The sequence below is a fragment of the Streptomyces hiroshimensis genome, assembly GCF_014650335.1.
GTDB lineage: Bacteria > Actinomycetota > Actinomycetes > Streptomycetales > Streptomycetaceae > Streptomyces > Streptomyces hiroshimensis.
On the sequence record NZ_BMUT01000007.1, the window covers coordinates 297,737 to 319,488 of the forward strand.

The window sequence follows — 21,752 nt, forward strand, 5'->3', positions numbered from 1 at the left end:
GACAGCCGCCCTCACCCGGTGCCCGTACGGCCGGTCACCGCCGCGGTGGAAGTGGAGACGGAGGAGGTGAGCAGGCGGACCGCCTGGACCTCGTTCACGTCCAGCATCCGCAGCCCGGTCCACTTCTGCAGGACCCGGCCGCCGGGTTCGCACGCGGTGACGGTGCAGTATGTGTCCAGCACGGACGTCCTTCCGGCTTCGGCGACGACCACGAACGGCTCGTCGTCGGGCAGGGGTGCGTAGAGGTCGACGCGTTCGGCGCTCACCGGGATGCCGCCGCTGCCCTTGATCCGGTGGGTGATCAGCGCTGCTCCCTGCAGCAGGAGGTCGGAGAGCGCGGGGCTGAACAGCCGTCCGGCGTACGCCCCGGAGGCGAACGCCGGATCGCGCAGCCGCGCGGACAGCACGAGCCGCTCCGCGTCCTCCTCCAGGACGTCCCGCAGCCCGGCCAGGGACGGCCCGTGGAAGATGGTCCGCTCCGTGTAGCAGGGGTGCGGGGTGCCGGTGGGCTCGTAGCGGGGGAGGTCGAGGCGCGGTGCTTCCCCGGGCTCCTCGGCACACTCCACGAGCACCTCGACGTGCGTCTGGCCGTCCTTCCCGTCCGCGTGGTGCATCCGGGCCCGGACGACGCCGGCATCGGCGTCGGCGTCGCCCTGCTCGGCCGGCACCAAGTGGAAGCCCACGGTCCGCGGGTGGTGGCCGTCCAGGTACAGGCCGCGGACGATACGGAGGTCCTGGCACCGTACGGCCGGCATGATGCCGCCCCGGGCACGCTCCACGGTGTGCAGGACCGCTCCGAGCAGCCCCGTCATCGGCACCAGCGGATGGCCCGCCACGCGGTGGTCGCGCAGCATCGGCTCGTCCTCCAGGCCCGTGAGCGAGCGTACGGCGGTCAGCCCCTCGGCGGGCAGGCTGTGGGCCCTGCTCAGCCAAGGCGCAACGGGCCCCACCACGGTCACCTCGCCGGCCGGATGCTCCGGCCCCATCAGGTCGCGGAAGTACGCCGTCCCGGCCTCGCGGGAGAGCACGGGCACGCCGGCCTCGGCGAAGAGCCGGTGCACGCCCTCGGCCATGCCGCCCTCCCACGGCCCCCAGACGACGGGGGTCGCCCGCAGGGCCGGGTACGCCGCCTGCATCGCGCAGACGTGGCGGACCATGGCCTCGTTGGCGAGGGCGTAGTCGGCCTGCCGTACGTTGCCCCACAGGCCCGCCACCGAGGCGAACACCACCAGGTGCCGCAGCCGTTCGGCGCCGAGGGCGTCGAGCACGTGCTGCAGGCCGGAGAGCTTCGTCGCGATCACCGGTGCCGCGGACTCGGCCGTCATCTCGGCCAGCGGCCGGTCACCCAGCACACCGGCCGCGTGCAGCACGCCCGTGATGCGGTCCGCGTACGGTGCCAGCGCCGCCCGTACGGCGCCGGCGTCCCGCACGTCGGCGCTGATGTACTCGGCCCGGACGCCGCGCGAGCGCAGCGCCTCCAGCGCCGACCGGACACCGTCGTCCTCCCCGGGCCGCCGCCCCATGAGGACGTACCCGCACCGGTGGTCTTCCGCCAGAGCGTCCAGGCACCACGCCGTGATGCCGCTCGCGCCGCCCGTGACCAGCAGCGTGTCGTCCTCGGTGAGACGGGGCGGGCCGCCGGGGGCGTGCGGCAGGAGCCGCTGCGGGGTGTCCGACAGGGCCGGAGTGCGCCGGTGCCGCCCGTCCCGGCCCACTTCCAGGACGTCGGTGGCCACGTCCGCGATCTCCTCCAGGAGCGCCTCGCCCACCGCGTCCGGCGCCATGTCCGGAGCGAGGTCGAGCGCACGGCAGAAGACCGGGTACGCCTCCAGGGCGACGGACTTGACCAGGCCGGCCAGACCTCCGGCGAGGGCGGCCACGGGCTCTCCTCCGGCGCCCGCGTACCCCGAGGACCCGTCGAGCTGCGTCACCGTGACGAACGCCGCCCGGCGGCCCGCCCGCGCGGCGTCCAGCAGCAACGCCCTGGCGCGCTTGGCGAACAGAAGGCCGTGGGTCAGCCGGGCGACCGCCTCGTCGGCGCTCGTGATGCGTGAGCGGCTCACCGGCAGCAGGCACAGGTCGATGCGCGAGGCCTTGCCGAGGGCTTCGGCGACGCGGTCGCGCAGCTCACCGTCCGACCAACTGTCCAGCGGCCGGGCGTCCGGGCCTCCGGCGGGCACGCCGGGAACGGTCAGGCGCAGCACGCTCCAGCCGCGGCCGTCCAGCGCCTGCCCGAGGGCGGCACAGAGCTCGCCGCCGTCGTCGAGCATCAGGGCGCACGGCTGCTCGTGGTGGACGCCGGCGAGGACGTCCACGGGCGGCAGGGGCCGCAGCGAGACGTACGCCCGGCCGAGCGGCACGCCGCCCGTGTGCCGCAGACCGGACCGCGGTGAGGTGAACAACTCCTTGAGCATCGTGCTCAGGTCGCCGACCGTACGGGCCTCACTGAAGCGGAAGAGCTCCTCGCGTTTGATCACCGGGTACCGGCGCCACACTTCGGCACCGATCTCCACCTGCTTGAGGGAGTCGATGCCCAGGTCCTCCTGGATGTACATGTCCGGTTCCAGCATGCCGACGTCGTAACCGGTCTTGTCCGCGACGATCTGGCGAAGCACCTGCTCCGCTTCCATCGGGTCGATGTCCGAGAGCTCCTGGACGGGGCTGTCGAGCATCCTGTCGCCGGCCATCAGCGCGGCCAAAGCCGACCGGTCGTTCTCCTCCGGGCCGGTGCCGGGCGTCCCGGCGGCGGCGAGTGCCCGTTCCGCAGTATTTGTCGCTTCCGCGGCATCCGTGACAAGGGGCGGTGCGCCGGGGACCGGTACGGCACCCGAACCGAGGTCAGCATCCACCCGGCCGTTCGTCACCGGCAGTACCGGGGGCGCCCCTGCTGCCGCCGGCGTCCCTGCTGCCGCGCCCGTTCCGCCCAGAATCTCGGCCACCACCTCGCCCGCCCGGGTGTGGGCCTCGCCCACGGCCAGGCTGTGCTCGGTGATCGCGCCCACCGTCATGGCCAGGGCCGCGTCGAGGCCCTGCCCGTTGCCCGTCCGGGAGCGCAGCAGCTCCCTCAGCTCCCGCTGGGTCGCGAGCTGGCCGTCGAGGTAGCGGACGTGAGCGGCGAGGTGGTCGGCGGCGGCCCGGGACAGCGGATCGGTCCCTGCGGGGGCCGCCATTCCGTCGGCGGCTGGCACGACCTGCCCGGCGGTGGGCACGAGCGGCCCGGTGGCAGGCACACCGGCCCGGCCCTCCCCCTGCCGGAGCCGCTCCTGACGGGCCTTGACCGCGAAGTTCGGCCCCTCCAGCAGCCTGGCCACCGCCGACGGTGCCGGGCGCTCCTCCGGCGCCGGGGCGTCGTACCGGTTGATGCCGGCGACCGGAAGTCCCAGCACGGCCAGGCGCAGGGCCGCCTCCTTCAGTACGGCGGCGCTGTCGGGACCCTTCTCGCCCCGGTCACAGGGGACCGCCACCACCGCGTCGGCACCGAGCGTGCTTTCCACCAGGCGGGTCAGCGTGCTGCGGGGCCCGAACTCGACGAAGACCCCGAAGCCGTCGGCCCGCATCTGCCGCAAGCGCCCGGCGAAGTCCACCGGCCGCAGGAGCTGCCCGACCAGGGTGCGCCGGTCCGCGTCCGGCCCCTGCCCGTAGCGCGCACCTGCCGCACCGGCGTACACGGGCACCTCGGGCGCGGCGAAGTCCACCTGCGCACAGGCGTCGGCGAGCGGGCGGGTCGCGTGCTCGACGAGCGGCGTGTGGAACGCGGCGGCCACCGGCAGCCGCTTCGCCGGGACGCCCTCCCGCAGGCAGTGGGTCACGAAGCGCTCGACGGCCCCGGTGGGGCCGCCCACGACCTGCTCGTCGGGGGCGTTCCGAGTGCACACCGACAGCTCCGGGTGGTCTGCCAGAATGCCGGCGACCGCCTCGTCCGCAGCCCGGACGACGGCCATCGCCCCCGCGTCCGACCCCGCCTCCGGCCGTTCCTCCATCGCCCGTCCCCGGGCCCATGCCAGGCGCCGGAAGGCGCCGTCGTCCAGCACGCCGGCCGCCCACAGCGCCGTCAGCTCACCGAAACTGTGCCCCAGAACGCCGTCCGGGGCGAACCCCAGCTCCCGCAGAAACCGGTACTGCCCGGCCGCCAGGGCCCCGATGGCCGACTGGGCGTAGGAGGTACGGTTCAGCCGCTCGCGGGCCGCGCGGGCGGTGTCCTTGTCGCCCGGAGGCGGGAACACCGTACGGGCCAGCGTGTCCCCGGGCGGGGACAGGGCGTTGGCCTTGTCGAAGGCCGCCCGCAGGGGCGGAACCGCCAGCAGCGCCCGCAGCCCCATCTCCGGGTACTGGTTGCCCTGCCCCGTGAACAGCGCCGCCGCCTTCGTGCCGGCCGGCAGTGCCCTACGGCGGTAGTGCACGCCCTCGGCGAGCCGCCACGACTCTTCCTCCGCGCCGTTCGTACGCAGCCGTTCGACGGCGGCGGCCAGCAGGTGCGCCCGCTGCTCGTCGTCCGCCGCGACGAACCCCAGGCGGGCGTGCTCCTGCGGCACGGTGCCACCCTCGGCCGGATCCACGCCGGCTTCGAGGAGCGACAGCAGCTCCCCGGGGGTGGGGGCGTGCCACAGACAGGCGCGCGGCACGAGGTGCAGCACCCGCTCCTCCCGCATGCCGCCTTGGTATTCCTCCAGCACTGCGTGGTAGTTCACCCCGCCGAACCCGAAGGCGGATACGCCCGCGCGCCGCACCGGGCGGCCGGGGTCGCGCACCCACGGCCGGGCAGTGGTGTTGACGTAGACGGCGCCGTCCGGTGTGACCGCCGGGGCAGGCGACTCCACGTTGACGGTGGGCGGCAGCAGCCTGTGGTGCAGGGCCAGCGCCGCCTTGATCATCCCTGCCGCGCCGGCCGCCGCCTTCGTGTGGCCCACCTGTGACTTGATGCTGCCCACGGCCACGTGCCGGCTGTCCCCGGAGGCCTTCATGAACTCGTTGAGCGCCGTGACCTCCACCTCGTCGCCGGTGGGGGTGCCCGTGCCGTGCGCCTCCACCAGCTCCACCGAGTCCGGCGGGCACCCGGCGTCGTCGTACGCCCGCCGGAGCGCCGTCAACTGGCCGTCCTTGCTGGGCGCGTAGATGCTCCTGGCCACGCCGTCGCTCGAACTGCCCAGGCCACGCAGCACCGCGTAGACGCGGTCCCCGTCGCGCTCGGCGTCGGCCAGCCTCTTGAGCGCCAGCATCCCGATGCCCTCGCCGATCAGCGTGCCGTCGGCGGCGGCGTCGAAGGGACGCACCCGGCCGCTGAAGGACAGCGCCGGCGTCTTGCTGAAGCACATGAACGACACGATGGAGTTGTCCGCGTCGCACCCGCCGGTGATCATCAGGTCGGCGCGGCGGCACACCAGCTCGTCGACCGCGGCCCGCACGGCCGCCAGCGAACTGGCGCATGCGGCGTCCACGGTGTGGTTGGCCGCCCGCAGGTCCAGGCGGTTGGCGACCCTCCCCGAGACGACGTTCCCCAGGATCCCGGGGAACGAGTCCTCCGTCCACGGCGGAAGCTCCTGCAGGTAGTCGCGCGCTGCCCGCCGCGCCTCCTCCTCGGCCAGGCCGCGGGCCCGCATCGCCTTGACCAGCAGGGGCGCGAGCAGGCGGGCCGCGAGCGGCATGAGGGTGGTGTTGGTGCCGCACACGCCCAGCACGACGCCCGTACGGCCCGGGTCGTACCACCCGTCGCGGCCGCACGCGCCGTCGCGCAGCACGTCGCGTGCCACCACCAGGCTCAGCAACTGGACGAGCCCGGTGGAGTCGAGCGTCTTCGGCGGCATGCCGAATTCCATCGGGTCGAACGTCACGGGGGTGAGGAAGCCGCCGCGCCGGCCGTAGGTCTTGTCGGGAGCGAAGGGGTCGGGGTCGTAGTAGTCCTCCGGCTCCCACCAGGCGGGGGGAACCTCCTCGGTGCAGTCGCGGCCCGCCACGATGTTGTCCCAGAACGCCCGGAGGTCACGGGCCTTGGGGAACATCCCGGCCAGCCCCACGAGGGCCACCGGGTCCCGGGAAAGGCGACGGTCGAGTTCCTGAGGCATCACGCGATCCCCCCCTGCCTTTTACCTCTTGCCCCCTGGCAGTCATCCCGTACTACCGTCACATGGCTGCCCGGCCGTCGACACGGAGACGCCCCCATCACCCGTTCGGGTGAACGCCGGGCTATTCGTGCGGGGTGTCCCGGGGCACCCGTGCGCGGCGCCGGGCCCCCTCAGGCCCGGCGCCGGGTGCCCGGGACGTTCAGCTCCGGCCATAGGCATGTACGGCCCGGGACGTTCAGCTCCGGGCGTCAGCTCCGGCCGTAGGCACGTACGTATGGAACCCCCTTCCCGTCTTGCGCCCGAGGAGGCCCGCCTGCACCATCCGCTGCAGCAGCGGGGGCGGGGCGTAGAGCGGCTCCTTGAACTCCTCGTAGAGGGACTCCGCGATGGAGGCGACCGTGTCCAGCCCGATGAGGTCGGCGAGCTTGAGCGGGCCCATCGGGTGGGCGCAGCCCAGTTCCATGCCGGCGTCCACGTCGGCGGCGGTGGCGAACCCTGATTCGGCCATGCGGACGGCCGAGAGGAGGTACGGGATGAGCAGCGCGTTGACGACGAATCCGGCCCGGTCCCGGGAACGGACGACCGTCTTGCCCAGGGTGGCGGCGAAGTCCTCGACGGCGGTGACGGTCTCCGGCGCGGTGTGCAGGGAGGCGACCACCTCCACCAGGGGAAGGACGGGCACCGGGTTGAAGAAGTGCAGGCCTATGACACGGTCGGCGCGCCGGGTCGCCATGCCGAGGCGCATGACGGGGATGGAGGAGGTGTTGGTGACGAGGATCGCCTCCGGGTCCTCGACGATCTTGTCCAGGGCGGCGAAGATCTCGGTCTTCACGTCCGGGTTCTCGACCACGGCCTCGATGACGAGGTGGCGGTCGGCCAGGTCGTCGAGGCTGCCGGTGAAGACGAGACGGGCCAGGGCGGCCTCGGCGGACGCCCGGTCCAGCTTGCCCTTGCCGACGGCGCGGGCGAGGGACGCCGTCACACGGTCGCGCGCGGCGTCGGCGGCGGTGGCATCCGCCTCGCAGACCACGGTGTCGAGTCCGGCGCGGGCGCAGACCTCGGCGATGCCGGCTCCCATCTGACCGCCGCCGACCACGCCGATCCGTCGCAGGGACGCGTTCACGAGCGCACCTCCTCGGGCTGACGGGCCAGTCGCCGGACGAGGTACCGGCCGTAGGCGTCGGGGGTGAAGAACGCCGGCAGTTCCCTCGCCAGGGCGGTGCGTTCGAAGAGGTCGCGGGCCTGCGCGGCGCGGGCCTGCGGCTGCTCCCCGGTCAGGGCCGCGGTTTCCGCGTCGAGGAGGGCGAGCACGGTGTCGCGGTCGACGGCGCCGTGGCGTATCCACTGCCATATCTGGCAGCGGGCGATCTCGGCGGTGGCGGCGTCCTCCATCAGCCCGTGGAGCGCTACGGCGCCGCTGCCGCGCAGCCAGGCGTCGAAGTAGCGCAGGGCGACGGCGACGTTCGCGCGGACGCCTTCCCGCGTCGGCGGTCCGCTGATGCGGCGGACGGCGAGCAGGTCGGCGGCGCTGACGTCGACGTCGTCGCGGGTGCGGTCGATCTGGTGCGGCCGGCGGCCCAGGACCGCGCCGAAGACGTCGCGGCAGACGGGCACGAGGCCGGGGTGGGCGACCCAGGAGCCGTCGAAGCCGTCCTCGGCCTCGCGCTCCTTGTCCAGCCGCACCCTGGCGAGCGCCGCCTCGTGGGCCTCCTTGTCCCGGCCCGGAACGTGCGCCGCCATGCCGCCGATCGCGTGGGCGCCGCGCCGGTGGCACGTGCGCACCAGCAGCTCGGTGTAGGCGCGCATGAAGGGGGCCGTCATGGTGAGTCCGGCCCGGTCGGGGAGGACGAAGTCGGGGCGGTGCGCGAAGTTCTTGATCACGCTGAAGAGGTAGTCCCAGCGGCCCGCGTTGAGCCCGGCGCTGTGCTCGCGCAGCTCGTAGAGGATCTCCTCCATCTCGAAGGCCGCGGTGATCGTCTCGATGAGGACGGTCGCACGGACGGTGCCGCGCGGGATCCCCAGCAGGTCCTGGGCGAGGACGAACACGTCGTTCCACAGGCGGGCTTCGTAGCGGTTCTCGAGCTTGGGGAGGTAGAAGTAGGGGCCGTACCCGGCGTCGATCTGCCGCCGGGCGCAGTGGAAGAAGTACAGGCCGAAGTCCACGAGCGCGGCGGGGGCGGGGCGGCCGCCGACGGTCAGGTGCTCCTCCGTGAGGTGCCATCCCCGGGGCCGGACCATGATGGTCGCGAGCCGGTCGCCGAGCTCGTACCGCTTGCCTTCGGGGGTGGTGAAGCCGATGCGCCGCTCGATCGCATCGAGCAGGTTCAGCTGGCCGCCGATGACGTTGTCCCAGGTGGGCGAGGTGGCGTCCTCGAAGTCGGCCATCCAGACCTGCGCGCCGGAGTTGAGGGCGTTGACGGTCATGCGCCGCTCGGGCGGGCCGGTGATCTCCACGCGGCGGTCGGTCAGGCCGGGCGCGGGCGGTGCGACGCGCCAGACGGGGTCGGTGCGGACGGCGGAGGTGACGAGGGGGAAGTCGAGGGCCGCGCCGGAGGCGAGGAGCAGGGCCCGGCGGCGGCGCTCCCTGAGCAGTTCGGTGCGCCGGTCGGCGAAGGCCGCGACGAGGCGGCCGGTGAAGTCCAGGGCCTCGGGCGTGAGGATCTCGTCGTGGCGCTCGCCCGGCGGGCCGAGAACCTCGACGCGGCCGGTCGGTTCGGTGGTGGGCATGCGGGGTCTCCATCGGCGGAGCGGTGGGGGCAGGACGAGGACGGGTCGTCCTCGCCCTCGTCCTGCCCTCGTCTGGGCGTGAACCGGCGTGGTGCCGGGGCGGGGTGGACGTGAACCGGCGTCGTGCCGGGGCGGGGCGGGCGGCTCCTAGTGGAACTGCTCCTCCTCGGTGGAGCCGGTCAGCGCGGTGGTGGAGGAGGCGGGGTTGACGGCGGTCGAGACCAGGTCGAAGTAGCCGGTGCCGACCTCGCGCTGGTGCTTGACGGCCGTGAAGCCGTCGGCCTGGGCGGCGAACTCGCGCTCCTGCAGCTCGACGTAGGCGGTCATGCCGTGCTCGGCGTAGCCGCGGGCGAGGTCGAACATGCCGTGGTTGAGAGAGTGGAAGCCGGCGAGGGTGATGAACTGGAAGCGGTAGCCCATCGCCCCGAGCTCGCGCTGGAACTTGGCGATCTGGTCGTCGTCCAGAGCCGCCTTCCAGTTGAACGAGGGCGAGCAGTTGTAGGCCAGCATCTTGCCCGGGTACCGGGCGTGGAGGGCCTCGGCGAACTCGCGGGCCTGCGCGAGGTCCGGCGTGCCGGTCTCCACCCAGATGAGGTCGGCGTACGGGGCGTAGGCGAGGCCGCGGGCGATCACGGGCGCCATGCCGTTCCCGACCCGGTAGAAGCCTTCCGCCGTGCGCTCGCCGGTGCAGAACCGCGCGTCGCGCTCGTCGACGTCGCTGGTGATGAGGCTGGCGGCGAGCGCGTCGGTGCGGGCCACGATCAGGGTGGGGACGTCGGCGATGTCGGCGGCGAGGCGGGCGGCGTTGAGAGTGCGGATGTGCTGGGCGGTGGGGACGAGGACCTTGCCGCCGAGGTGTCCGCACTTCTTCTCGGAGGCGAGCTGGTCCTCGTAGTGGATGCCGGCCGCGCCGGCCGCGATCATCGCCTTGGTGAGCTCGAAGGCGTTGAGCGGGCCGCCGAAGCCGGCCTCGGCGTCGGCGACGATCGGCGCGAGCCAGTCGACGGCGGTGCCGGTGCCGGTGCCGGTGCCCTCGGCGGTGGCTATCTGGTCGGCGCGCAGCAGGGCGTTGTTGATGCGCCGCACCACCTGCGGCACGGAGTTGGCGGGGTAGAGGCTCTGGTCGGGGTAGGTGTGCCCGGCCTGGTTGGCGTCGGCGGCGACCTGCCAGCCGGACAGGTAGATCGCCTGCAGCCCGGCCTTCACCATCTGCACCGCCTGGCCGCCCGTGAGCGCGCCGAGCGCGTGGATGTAGTCACGCTCGTGCAACTGCCGCCACAGGCACTCGGCACCGCGGCGGGCCAGGGTGTGCTCCTCGCGGACGCTGCCGGACAGCCGGACGACGTCCGCCGCGCTGTAGGTGCGCTCGATGCCCTTCCAGCGAGGGTCCGTCGCCCACCGCTGCGCCAGTGCTTCCGCCGCCGTCTGTGCCTGCGCCATGTTCGTCTCCCGGTGTCGCGTTCCGGAGCGTGTCCTGAACCGCGTCGAAGTTCCGTCGATCCTGCGATCTGTCAATCCTGCGAAGGGAAGCAGGGGAATCCGCCCCCTTGAAAAGTCATGTGAAAAGTCATGGCCCGCCGTGCCTGGGCCGGGGTACGCAAAGGCTCTGCCGCCTCGGCTCTCCTCGGTTCCTGCGGGCCTGGCTACGACTCTGGCAGTGGCACTGAGTGCCATCAAGGGTGGCCTTCTGCCAAGTGTTGCGAATCTTCTCCGCGCGTTCCGCCAAGTCTGCGAAGGTTCAACTCCGCACTCGAAGACGGACAGAAGACCGACGCAAGACGGACGCAAGACGGACAGGAGTCGACGGTGAGCAAGACGTACGCAGGAGCCCGGCTGCGGAGGCTGCGCGAGGAGCGGCGGCTCAGCCAGGCCGAGTTCGCCCGCGTCCTGGCCATATCCCCGAGCTATCTGAACCAGATGGAGCACGATTCCCGGCCGCTGACCGTCCCCGTCCTGCTGCGCCTGACCGAGGCGTTCGGCGTCGACCCCGCCTTCTTCTCCGAGACCGACACCACCCGGGTCCTGGCCGACCTGCGCGAAGCGCTCGCCGACGAGATCTCCGCCGCCCGCGTCTCCCCGTCGGACCTGTCCGAACTCGCCTCCCGCCTGCCCGCGATCGCCTCCGTCCTGCTCGACCTGGGCCGCCGCAACCAGGCCCTGACCGAGCGCCTGGCGGAAGCCTCGGACGGCCGGGGCGGCGCACCCGGCCCGGCCGCGCAGCGCTCCCCGCACGAGGAGATCCGGGAGTTCTTCTACCGCCGCCAGAACTACCTCCACGACCTCGACGTCGCCGCCGAGAAACTGGCCGCCGGCCTCGGCATCCGCCCCGGCGGCGTGCTCCCGGCCCTGACCACGCGCCTCACGCAGCGCCACGCCGTACAACTGACCACGGACTCCGGCCGCCTGCACCACTACGATCCGGCGCGCCGGACCCTGTACCTCTCCAACCGGCTCCGCCCCGGCCAGCGGGCCTTCCGGATGGCCACGCAACTGGCCCTGCTCGAATTCGCCGACGAGCTGTCGGCGCTCGCCTCGGAGGACTACGACGAGGGCTCCACCACGTGGTCGCTGGCGCGGATCGGCATCGCCAACTACGTGGCGGCCGCGCTGATCCTGCCCTACAGCGCCTTCCACGCGACGGCCGAGGAGCTGCGCTACGACATCGAACGGCTCACCGACCGCTTCGGAGTCGGCTACGAGACCGTCTGCCACCGGCTCAGCACGCTCCAGCGTCCGCGGCTGCGGGGCGTGCCGTTCTCCTTCGTCCGCGTCGACCGCGCCGGCAACATGTCCAAACGCCAGTCGGCGACCGGCTTCCACTTCTCCCGCGCGGGCGGCACCTGCCCCCTGTGGAACGTCTACGAGGCCTTCGCCGCCCCCGGCCGCATCCACGTGCAGATCGCCTCCATGCCCGACGGGCAGCGCTACCTCTGGACCGCCCGCACCGTGACCCGCCAGCGCGGCGGCTGGGGCGAGCCCGGCAAGACGTTCGCCATCGGACTCGGCTGCGAGATCCGGCACGCCGCCCGCCTCGTCTACTCCGACGGCCTCGACCTCGGCAACGCCTCCGCCGCCACCCCCATCGGCATGGGCTGCCGCATCTGCGAACGCCTCGACTGCCCCCAGCGGGCCGTACCCCCGCTCGGCCGCCCCCTCGCCGTCGACGAGAACAGCAGCACGTTCGTGCCGTACCCGGTGGCGGACGAGTGATCGCGCCGCGGTCAGGCGGACACCACCCCCGGACGGCGCACGCTGAGCGCAGGCTCGGAAGTGTCCACTCCATACTGTCCGAGGTTGAGAACGACGCAGTCACACACCCGATAGGTCAGCAGCCCGCCCGTCCCCATCCGAGGAGCCCCGCATGAAAATGTTGATCAACGTCCCCGAGACCGTCGTCCCCGATGCCCTGCGGGGTATGGCCGCTGCGCATCCCGAGCTCAGCGTCGACGTCGAGCGGCGCATCGTCGTGCGGCGGGATGCGCCCGTGGCGGGGAAGGTGGCGCTCGTGTCCGGGGGCGGGTCCGGGCATGAGCCGTTGCACGGGGGGTTCGTGGGGGCCGGGATGCTGGATGCCGCGTGTCCCGGGGAGGTGTTCACCTCGCCCGTGCCCGATCAGATGGTGCGGGCCGCCGCTGCCGTGGACAGCGGCAAGGGCGTGCTGTTCATCGTGAAGAACTACACGGGTGACGTCCTCAACTTCAACATGGCCGCCGAGCTGGCCGAGGACGAGGGCATCCAGGTGGCGAGCGTGCTCGTCAACGACGATGTCGCCGTCACCGACAGCCTGTACACGGCCGGCCGGCGCGGTACCGGTGCCACGCTCTTCGTGGAGAAGATCGCCGGCGCGGCGGCCGAGGAAGGGGCGCCGCTGGAGCGGGTGGAGGCGATCGCGCGGCGGGTGAACGAGGCGTCGCGCAGCTTCGGCGTGGCCCTCGCCTCCTGCACCACTCCCGCCAAGGGCGGTCCCACCTTCGACCTGCCCGCCGGGGAGCTTGAGCTCGGCGTCGGGATCCACGGTGAGCCGGGGCGGGAGCGCCGCGCGATGATGACGTCGGGCGAGATCGCGGACTTCGCCGTGGACGCCGTGCTGGCCGATCTGCAGCCGAGCGGCCCCGTGCTGGCGCTGGTGAACGGGGCCGGAGCGACGCCGCTGCTGGAGCTGTACGGCTTCACCGCCGAGGTGCACCGGGTGCTGCGCGAGCGCGGCGTGCCGGTGGCGCGGACGCTCGTCGGCAACTACGTCACCTCCCTCGACATGGCCGGTGCCTCGGTGACGCTGTGCCAGGTGGACGAGGAGCTGCTGCGGCTGTGGGATGCGCCCGTGCAGACGCCCGGGCTGCGCTGGGGGCGCTGACCCGCCGTTCGGCGTCCCCCGCTTCAGCGCCGCGTACTCCTCGAAGGCGGTCCGTTCCTTGCTCGACGGTGACAGCCGCTACTTGACGTTGACCGCCGCCCACGTGGCGGCGACCGTCGCGTACTCGTCGCCGTTCGTGCCGTAGAGGTCGGCCGCGGCGCGCAGGGTCGCGGCGCGGGCTGCCGCGTAGTTGGTGTTCGAGGTCATGTACACCGTGAGCGCGCGGTACCAGATCCGCTCCGCGGCGGACCGGCCGATGCCCTTGACGGGCTTGCCGTCGTACGTGGGGCTGTCGTAGGGGACGCCGTTGATGACCTTGGGGCCGCTGCCCTCGGCGAGCAGGTAGAAGAAGTGGTCGGCGGGGCCGCTGGAGTAGTGGACGTCGATGCCGCCGATGCCCGGGTACCAGTAGTCCTTGGAGCGCCCGTCCTTCGAGGGCTTGTCCATCCAGCCGGTCGCGGTGTTCCCGAAGATGTCGGTGCCCTCGCCGGTGAGGTAGTCGCCGGGGTCGTTCGGGTTGTTCGCGAAGAACTCGGCGGCCGCGGCGAAGATGGTGCTGGTCGCCTCGTTGAGGCCGCCGGACTCGCCGCTGTAGGTCAGGTTGGCGGTCGCCTCCGTGACGCCGTGCGTCATTTCGTGGGCGGCGGTCTCGATGGTGATGAGGGACCGCCCGTTCCCGGTGCCGGTGCCGTCGCCGTACGTCATGCAGCCGCTGCCGGAGGACCAGAAGGCGTTGGCGTAGTGGTCTCCGTAGTGGACCCGGCTGCAGGTACCACGGCCGTTGCCGTAGACGCCCTTGCGGCCGTGCGTGCCCAGGTAGTAGTCCCAGACGACGGCCTGGACGTAGTGGGCATCGACGCCGGCACTCTGCCGGCCGCCCTCGCACCATACGTTGTCGGCGTCGGTGAACAGCGTGCCGCTGCCGGTGGTCGCGCCGTTCATGTCGTACGTCTTGTGGTTGCCGCGCTTGGGGTCGTTGAGCTCGTAGAGGCCCGTGGTGGTGTTGCGGGTGGTGTCGAGCGTGACGTTGCCGTAGGAGCTGCAGCCGCGGCCGGTGGCCGGCTCGCCGGCGGACCGGGCGCCTGCGGGGCCGGCGCTCGCGGGGCCGGCCTGCAGTCCGGACACGAGGAGGACGGCGGCGGCCGGGAGAGCCAGGGCGAGGGCGAGGGGCTTTCTGCGGGACTTTCCGAGCGGCATGGCGGCACCTTCTTCGGCTTCTTCGGGCTGCGGGGGTGCGCTGCGACGGTGAGGGGCTGTGCCTGTGGGGGAAACGTGGGCAGGAACGAGCGTGCCACCGTATGCCGCTTCTTGTCAGGATCCCGACAACAAATGTCAGTTGTGCGGCACCTGCGATCCGTTCGGCCCGTGCGGCGCGTGCCGGAGATAGGCGAGGACGGCGCTGACGCGCCGGTGCAGCTGTGGTATTTCGGCGAGGCCCAGCTTGGCGAAAGTGGAGTTGACGTGCTTCTCGATGGTCGACTCGGACAGCCGCAGGGACTCGGCGATCGCCCGGTTCGTCTTGCCCTCCGCCATGTGCCGCAGGACGTCGAGCTCCCTGCGGGTGAGCCGCGACAGCGGGGCGTCGGCGGCGCGGGCATGGCTGCCCATCAGCACTTCCACGATGCGCGGGTCGACCACGGAGCGCCCGGCGGCCACCTCGCGCAGGGCGCGCAGCAGTTCGTCGACCTCGCCGATGCGCTCCTTGAGGAGGTAGGCGAGACCGTCGGTGCCGCAGCGGAAGAGGTCGAACGCGTAGTTCTCGTTGGCGTGCTGGGAGAGCACGACGACGCCGATGCCCGGGTGGCCGGCGCGGATGGCGTGCGCGGCGGTGATGCCCTCGGTGTGGTGGCCGGGCGGCATGCGGATGTCGGCGATGACGACGTCGGGGCGGAACCGCTCGACGGCGTCGAGGAGTTCGACGGCCGTGCCGACGGCGGCGACGACGTCGGCCTGGCCGGTGTCCTCCAGCAGCCGCCGGGTGCCTTCGCGCACCAGGTAGTGGTCCTCGGCGATGACGACGCGCAGGGGGCCGGACAGGTCAGGCACGGGTCTCCTCCCTCACTCGCTCCAGGAGCCGGGCGCGGATGGTGGTGCCGGCGCCGGCGCCGCTGGTGATCGTGAGCTCGCCGCCCACGGCCTCGATGCGGTCGCGCATGCCGGTGAGCCCGGATCCGCGGGTGGTCTCGGTCGGGAATCCGGTGCCGTCGTCGCGGACCTCCACCAGGAGCCGGCCGTCGCCGCGGGCGATGGAGATGGTGACGTGGGTGGCTCCGGCGTGTTTGAGCACGTTGGTGAGCGCCTCGGAGACCAGGTAGAAGGCGGATTCCTCGATGTCGAGGGCGAAGCGCAACCCGCCCAGCGACTCCGCGCTGTGGACGGTGACGGGGATGGGCATCCGGCGGGCGCAGGAGGTCACGGCGGCCACGAGGCCCTGGTCGGTGAGGATCGGCGGGTGGATGCCGTGGGCGAGTTCGCGCAGCTCGTCGATGACGCGGTAGGCGTCGTCCTGCATCTCGGTCAGGGCGGCGTCGATGTCGCCGCCGCGGTGCAGGCGGTTGCGGGCGAGGGCCAGTTTGGCGACGAGGGCGACGAGTTCCTGCTGGATGCCGTCGTGGAGGCGGCGCTCGATGCGGCGGCGCTCGGTGTCCTGGGCGTGGACGATGCGGGCGCGGGAGGCGTCGAGCTCGGCGGCCTGGCGCTGCACCTCCTCGACGCGGGCGCACAGCTCGGCGGTGAGGCGTACGTTGTGCACGGCCAGGGCGGCCGAGCGGGCCAGGGTTTCGCCGATGTCGTGGTCCTCGGGGGTGCAGCGGCCTTCGGCCTTGGGTCCGTAGGTGATGAGGCCCAGGACGTCCTCTCCGTACAGGAGGGGGAACTCCCCGAGGGGCGCGGCGCCGGCGGGCCGTTCCCCGGCTTCGGCGGCGGACACGGGCAGGCCGTCGCCGCCGAGCCGGACGGCGACCCACTGCAGGTTCAGGCCCTCGCGCAGGCCGGTGGCGAGCTGCGGCGCGAGCCGGTCGAGGTCGTAGGCGTGCTCCAGCGTGGTACCGAACTGGACGAGGAGCTCGAACCTGCTCAGGCGCTTGCCGAAGACGCGGCGCTCGGCGAGGGCGTTGAGGCGGGCGCGCAGCGGCTGGAAGAGGGCCGTGGCGACGACGGCGACGAGCAGGGACAGGCCGATGGGGAAGTACTGGCCCGCGGTGAGCCCGAGGGTCAGCGCCATGCCCAGGTACCAGCTGTTGATGATGAGCCACAGGGATCCGTAGACGGCCGAGCGGCGCAGCACGAGGTCGACGCCGAGGAGGCGGTGGCGGAAGGCGGCGTAGACGATCACGAGGGAGACGGACACGTACGGCAGCGCGCCGAGGACGGCGCCGACGAAGTAGAGCACGCCCTGCTCGCCCTGCCAGGAGCGGAAGAGCCGGGAGGCGGCCCGGGCCAGCAGGATCGCCGCGCCGGGGGCGGCGAAGGGCAGCAGGGCGGCGACGTCCCGGCGGCCGGCGGCGTGGGCGCGCAGGCAGCGTACGACGAGGAGGACGGCGCCGAGGCCCGGCATCCACGCCTCGGGGTAGTAGAAGACGATGTAGTGGACGGTGAGCTGCGACATTCCGGTCAGGGGCAGCAGGAAGGGCAGGGCCAGCAGGCCCCACAGGGCGCGCAGGATCCGGCGCTCGTAGGGGAAGAGGACGGCGCCGTCGGGCAGCAGGGCGAGCAGCCGCACCAGGAGGATGCTGACGATCAGGTCGAAGGACTGGCTGAGGATCTGGAGGCCGAAGTCCGCGGGCAGGAGGAGGGCGTAGGGGCGCGGGCGGAGGTTCCAGCCGAAGGCCCGGATCAGCAGGCTGGTGCTGTAGCGGATCGCAATGGTCACCGAAAGCCAGGTACCGATCAGCAAGAGGCGCCTTGCGACCGGACTTGACGGTGCGTGCCACCAAATGAACAGACCGGCGAAATAGCACGGGAGAACGGAACCCAGGATCCACGGCAGCGTATACCGATTCTGCAACTGCGTCGTCCCGATGAGCGTTGCCCAGAGCATGCACAGTCCGCCGCATACGGCGATGATGCGCATCCCCCCGCTTCGGGCTCCTGCCATAAAGGACATTATCGCGGGCCGTCCCAACGGCAGTCCAGAGAAGTAATCCTCCGACGTGCATGGCGGAAAACCTCCATGCGCATTGGAGGGCCCCGGGGTGCCCAGGAAAGACGGCGCCCAGCAGACTCGGAGCATCGCATCAGGGAAGTCGCGGTACGGGGGAGACCGGACCCGGGCCGGAGCGCCCGCCGGGGCGCCCGGGCCCGGTCTGCCGGCCCGCCGCCGGCCTTTCGGCTTCTCCGAGTTCTTCGGGTCCTTCGAGTGCTTCGAGTCCTTCGAGAACGGGGTGGCTGCCATGAGTCGTTCCTCCGGTTCTGAGTCCGGTCCTGAGCCTTCTTCCGAGCCTCGCGTTGAGTCCGGGACCGAGGACGAGCCTGAGTCCGGGACCGAGGCCGGGCCCGAGGTGGTCGTCTGGGACACCACCTACGCCTGTCCCCTGCGCTGCTCGCACTGCTACTCGGAATCGGGCCGCCGCCCGTCCCGGCAGCTGAGCCCACCGGACATGCTGCGGGTCGCCGACGCCCTCCTCTCGCTCGGCCCGCGGGTCGTCGCCCTGTCCGGCGGCGAACCCCTTATCGTCCAGGGCATCTTCGAGGTGGCCGCGCGGCTGCGCGACGCAGGGGTGAAGATGTCCGTCAACACCAGCGGCTGGGTGATGAACCGGGCGCTGGCCGAGCGCCTCGCCGACCACTTCGACGAGGTCATCGTCAGCCTCGACGGGGCGACGCCCGAGGTGCACGACCGCATCCGGGGCCGGGCCGGCTCCTTCGACCGCGTCATGGCCGCGCTGGCGCTGCTGGACGAGGTGGCGCAGGAACGCCTGGCGGCGGGGCGGAAACGCCTGGTCTTCGGCATCGACTGCGTGGTCATCCGCAGCAATTTCGGCCAGCTGGAGGACTTCGCCGCCGACATCGCCCACCGCTTCCCCCGGCTGCGCAGCCTGGCCTTCAATTCGGCCGTTCCCGAAGGGCTCGCCAGCCGCCGGGAATTCTGCCGCCGCGAACTCCTCGACGACGCCCAGGTGGCCCGGCTGACCGGCGCGGAACAGCTGGCCCGGCTGCGCGAGCTCGCCCCCGCGTCGGTATCGGTCTTCACCACGGACAACTTCAATCTCGTCATGAACCCCGAGCGGGTGTCGCGCCGCGTCGACACCCTGGTGATGCAGGTGGAGCCGGACGGCAGGGTCCGCGGGATCCCCGTCTACGAGGGGACGGTCGGCAGCCTCCTCGAGGAGCCCGCGGCGCTGCTGTGGAAGCGCACGCTGGCCCGGCTGAGCGATCCGTTCGTGGTGGAGACCCTCTCCTCGGTGCACTCCATGCAGACCTGGGCCGAGGCCGTCCGGCGCATGGACCTCCACTTCGGCTCCCGGGAGGACCTGGCGAGGATCGCCCGGCGCTCGGTCCGGACCGATCCCCCGGAATTCGCCGCCTTGATGCGATGAGCGACGCTGTTACGCGATGACCGGCGTTGCGAAATCGTGGTTGCGCAATGGGCTTTTCCCATCGATCGGCGTTACGGACAACAGCTGCGGGTGCGTGATATCCGGTCAGAATTCTCCTCGGAATGGAATTCCTCGCCGCAACCGAACGGAGGGGCCGCCATGATGAAACTCAAGGACTACGACCGCTTCTACCGGGCGGACCCCGACTTCTTCGAATTCCCCGAGCGGCTCGACGACGTCGGGGAAAGGCTGCCCGCGGCGCTCCGTACGCCGCCGAAGGGCTGGGACCGCACGGACGCCGGCTGGTGGGTGACCCTGCGGCCGCGGGCGGCGACAGCGGGACCCGGGGCGAGGGGGACACGGGCGAAGGCGGCGGAACTCCCCGCGCAGGGATGGCGGATCCACGTCTCCGTGACGCTTCCCCACCTGCCGCGGGCGGCGGAGATCGTCCGCGGCTTCTGTCTCCGGAGCGGCATCCCCTTCGACCTCGTCCGCAGCGTCCCCGCCGCCCGGGCGCTGGGGGACGAGCACGCCGAGCGCCTCACCGGCGGCGACCTGATGACGCTCTACCCCGCCGACGAGGCCGCGCTGGCCGGTGCGCTCACGGAGCTCACCACCTTGCTGGAAACGCTCCCGGGCCCGTACGTCCTGGGCGGCCTGCGACACCGTTCCGGCCCCCTGTACGTGCGCTACGGCGCCTCCGGGACGCGGCGATGTCCCGACGGCGCCGGAGGCGGCGACGGCGGGGCCTATGCGCCCGGTGACGAGCCCGTCCTGGTCCCCGCGCTGGAGCGCCCCGACGGGAGTCTCGTCCCCGAGAACCGCCGCCCGGTCTTCCGCTGCCCGGACTGGGTGCCCCTGCCCGGGATCCTCGGCCCGGATCTGGAGGCGCTGCACGCCGCGCCCGACGGCCCGTTCCCCTACCGGGTGCGACGGGCGCTGAACGTCACCAACGGCGGCGGCACCTACCTCGCGTCCTGCACCAGCACCAGCGCCAGCACCACGGTCGTCCTGCGCGAGGCACGGCCCCACGCCGGTCTCGACCTGCGCGGCGAAGACGCCGTCACCCGCCTCGCCCGCGAACGCGCCGTCCTCGCGCAGCTGGCGGGCCTGGACTGCGTTCCCCGCGCCCTCGGCCACCATGTCCACGCCGGGCACCACTTCCTCGCCGTCGAGCACATCGAGGGCCGCACGCTGGCCGAGGCCGCGGCCGCCGGATTCCCGCTGACCTCGGACGAACGAGCCGCCAAGGAGGCACCCGGGTACGCGGCGTGGGCCCTGGAAACCGTGGACCGCATCGCCGACGCCCTGCGCGCGCTCCACGCCCGGGGCGTGCGCCTCGGGGAGCTCAACCCGAAGAACGTCCTCCTCCGTCCCGACGGGCGCGTCGTCCTCGTCGACTTCGAGACCGCCACGGACCTGACCGACGGCCGGGCTCCGGCACTGGGCGAAGAAGGTTTTACGGCTCCGCCCGGCCTGCGGGGCGCGGACGCGACGGCCTTCCTCCTCGACTCCCTGCGGCTGTGGCTGCTGCTGCCCGTCCCCTACCGCAGCCCTGCCACGGTGCGTGTCCTCACCGCGGCCGTGGACGAGCTGTATCCGCTGCCCGCGGGGTTCGGGGGCAGGCTGCTGACCGGGTTGCAGCCTGCATACGGAAACGACGCCGCCGCGGAGAACTCGGAGGACCACGCCGGGATGCTCGCCGCGGAGCGCCCCGACTGGCCGACCGTCCGGGACTCCCTGGTCGCCGGCATCCACGCCATGGCCACACCGGAGCGCGAGGACCGGCTCTTCCCCTGTACACCGACCGGCCCTGACGCCCTGGGCGGTTACGCGTTCGACTACGGCGCGGCCGGGGTCCTCTACGCCCTGCACCGGGTGGGCGCGCAGGTGCCACCGGAGTACGTCGCATGGCTCGTGGCCGCCGCCGAGCGCGACCGCGATCCGCGGCCCGGCCTGTACGACGGACTGCACGGCGTCGCCCTGACCCTCGACCTGCTCGGCCACCGCGAGCAGGCCCTCGGCGTCCTCGCCCGCTGCCGCCCGCTCGACGCGCAGGTGATCCGCCCCGACCTGGCGGGCGGCAAGGCGGGCATCGCCCTGAACCTGCTGCGGTTCGCACGGCTCACCGGGGACGCAGCGCTCCACGAGGGCGCAGTGCGTACCGCCGCTGAGCTGGCCGGGCTGGTCACGGCCGGTCCGCTCGCCGCCCGGCGCGGTGTCCCCCCGCCCTGCGGCCTCCTGCACGGCGCGGCGGGGATCGCCCTGTTCTTCCTGCACCTGTACGAGGAGACCGGAGCGACGCGCTACCTCGATCTCGCCGACCGCGCGGTGGGGTACGACGCCGACCGGTGCACCGTCCGGCCCGACGGCGCCCTCACCCTCTTCGACGGCACGCATCACCTGCCGTATCTGCACGGCGGGAGCAGCGGGCTCGCCTTCCCCTTGCAAGGCCTGCTGAGGCACCGGCCCGGCGGCGGCAGGGCCGCGACGCTCGCCGCCGTCCGGCACACCTGCCGTGCCCTGTACGTGCGCAACTCCGGGCTGCTGCGGGGGCGGGCGGGTGCGATCGCCACGCTCGCGGCGCTGGACGGCCCTGTGGCCGCCCGCGGGGACGGCCCCGGACACGGGGACGAATCCGCGGTGCTCACCCAGATCCGCCGTCTGGCCTGGTACGCGCACTCCTACCGCGGGCACCTCGCGTTCCCGGGCTTCCGGATGCTGCGGCTTTCGGCGGACCTCGCCACCGGTTCGGCAGGCGTCCTGCTCGCCCTGGGCTCCGCGTTCGAGGGTCACGGCCCCGCCCTGCCGTACCTCGACCCGCGGCCACCGACCCCACGAGCCGAAGAGCGGAGGTGATTCGGATGTCGGAGATCCTGGACCTGCAGGAGCTGGAGGAGGAGACCCCCTCCCTGTGGCCCTGTGCCAACAGCTCGCACAGCTCCCTCGGCATGGCCTGACGCACCGTTCCGCCGCGCCGCGCCGCCGGGCCGCGCCGGAACGTGCCGGATCCATGCGATGCACCGCCCCGAGAGGAGGTGAAGCACATGTCGGAGATCCTGGAGCTGCAGGAGC

The 21,752-nt window shown here is 72.6% G+C and carries 10 protein-coding genes and 1 pseudogene; 4 read left to right on the top strand and 7 right to left on the bottom strand.

The window, feature by feature from the left end:
• Window positions 1–11: 11 nt before the first annotated feature.
• The 4 genes from IE241_RS18290 to aceA form a co-directional block, all read right to left on the bottom strand.
• Window positions 12–6,059, bottom strand: coding sequence for a type I polyketide synthase (locus tag IE241_RS18290; RefSeq protein ID WP_229899457.1), 6,048 nt, complete (start codon window positions 6,057–6,059; stop codon window positions 12–14).
• Between the two features lie 235 nt (window positions 6,060–6,294).
• Window positions 6,295–7,182, bottom strand: coding sequence for a 3-hydroxybutyryl-CoA dehydrogenase (locus IE241_RS18295; RefSeq protein WP_190022828.1), 888 nt, complete (start codon window positions 7,180–7,182; stop codon window positions 6,295–6,297).
• Complete coding sequence (gene aceB, locus IE241_RS18300) at window positions 7,179–8,786, bottom strand: malate synthase A (protein WP_190022829.1); 1,608 nt, start codon at window positions 8,784–8,786, stop codon at window positions 7,179–7,181. The genes IE241_RS18295 and aceB overlap by 4 nt, the downstream gene beginning before the upstream one ends.
• A 147-nt stretch (window positions 8,787–8,933) precedes the next feature.
• Window positions 8,934–10,226 carry an isocitrate lyase gene (aceA, locus tag IE241_RS18305; protein ID WP_190022830.1) on the bottom strand — a complete coding sequence of 431 codons (1,293 nt, stop codon included), beginning with the start codon at window positions 10,224–10,226 and terminating at the stop codon, window positions 8,934–8,936.
• Window positions 10,227–10,592: 366 nt separating this feature from the next.
• On the opposite strand from aceA, the gene IE241_RS18310 reads away from it, so the two are divergent.
• Both IE241_RS18310 and dhaK read left to right on the top strand, forming a co-directional pair.
• Window positions 10,593–11,996 carry a short-chain fatty acyl-CoA regulator family protein gene (locus tag IE241_RS18310; protein WP_190022831.1) on the top strand — a complete coding sequence of 468 codons (1,404 nt, stop codon included), beginning with the start codon at window positions 10,593–10,595 and terminating at the stop codon, window positions 11,994–11,996.
• Window positions 11,997–12,147: 151 nt separating this feature from the next.
• Entirely contained in the window at window positions 12,148–13,140 is a 993-nt protein-coding gene (gene dhaK, locus IE241_RS18315) for a dihydroxyacetone kinase subunit DhaK (protein ID WP_190022832.1), read from the top strand.
• Between the two features lie 78 nt (window positions 13,141–13,218).
• Here dhaK and IE241_RS18320 read toward each other — a convergent pair.
• The 3 genes and pseudogenes from IE241_RS18320 to IE241_RS18330 all read right to left on the bottom strand — a co-directional run.
• Window positions 13,219–14,196: pseudogene (locus IE241_RS18320) on the bottom strand (M4 family metallopeptidase); the annotation flags it as partial.
• A gap of 276 nt (window positions 14,197–14,472) precedes the next feature.
• Window positions 14,473–15,186: a response regulator gene (locus IE241_RS18325; protein WP_229899459.1), complete on the bottom strand. Its 714-nt coding sequence runs from the start codon at window positions 15,184–15,186 to the stop codon at window positions 14,473–14,475.
• Window positions 15,179–17,011, bottom strand: a complete 1,833-nt coding sequence (locus tag IE241_RS18330) for a sensor histidine kinase (RefSeq protein WP_190022834.1) — start codon at window positions 17,009–17,011, stop codon at window positions 15,179–15,181. The genes IE241_RS18325 and IE241_RS18330 overlap by 8 nt, the downstream gene beginning before the upstream one ends.
• A gap of 628 nt (window positions 17,012–17,639) precedes the next feature.
• Between IE241_RS18330 and IE241_RS18335 the strand changes: the two genes are divergently transcribed.
• Both IE241_RS18335 and lanKC read left to right on the top strand, forming a co-directional pair.
• Complete coding sequence (locus IE241_RS18335) at window positions 17,640–18,677, top strand: radical SAM protein (protein WP_190022835.1); 1,038 nt, start codon at window positions 17,640–17,642, stop codon at window positions 18,675–18,677.
• A gap of 159 nt (window positions 18,678–18,836) precedes the next feature.
• The gene (lanKC, locus tag IE241_RS18340) at window positions 18,837–21,536 is read left to right on the top strand and encodes a class III lanthionine synthetase LanKC (protein ID WP_190022836.1); all 2,700 of its coding nucleotides are present in this window, start codon (window positions 18,837–18,839) and stop codon (window positions 21,534–21,536) included.
• Window positions 21,537–21,752: the final 216 nt, after the last annotated feature.

Coding starts and splice junctions, on each gene's coding strand:
- IE241_RS18290 (WP_229899457.1), bottom strand. CDS start 6,059: ATGCCTCAGGAACTCGACCGTCGCCTTTCCCGGGACCCGGTGGCCCTC.
- aceB (WP_190022829.1), bottom strand. CDS start 8,786: ATGCCCACCACCGAACCGACCGGCCGCGTCGAGGTTCTCGGCCCGCCG.
- aceA (WP_190022830.1), bottom strand. CDS start 10,226: ATGGCGCAGGCACAGACGGCGGCGGAAGCACTGGCGCAGCGGTGGGCG.
- dhaK (WP_190022832.1), top strand. CDS start 12,148: ATGAAAATGTTGATCAACGTCCCCGAGACCGTCGTCCCCGATGCCCTG.
- lanKC (WP_190022836.1), top strand. CDS start 18,837: ATGATGAAACTCAAGGACTACGACCGCTTCTACCGGGCGGACCCCGAC.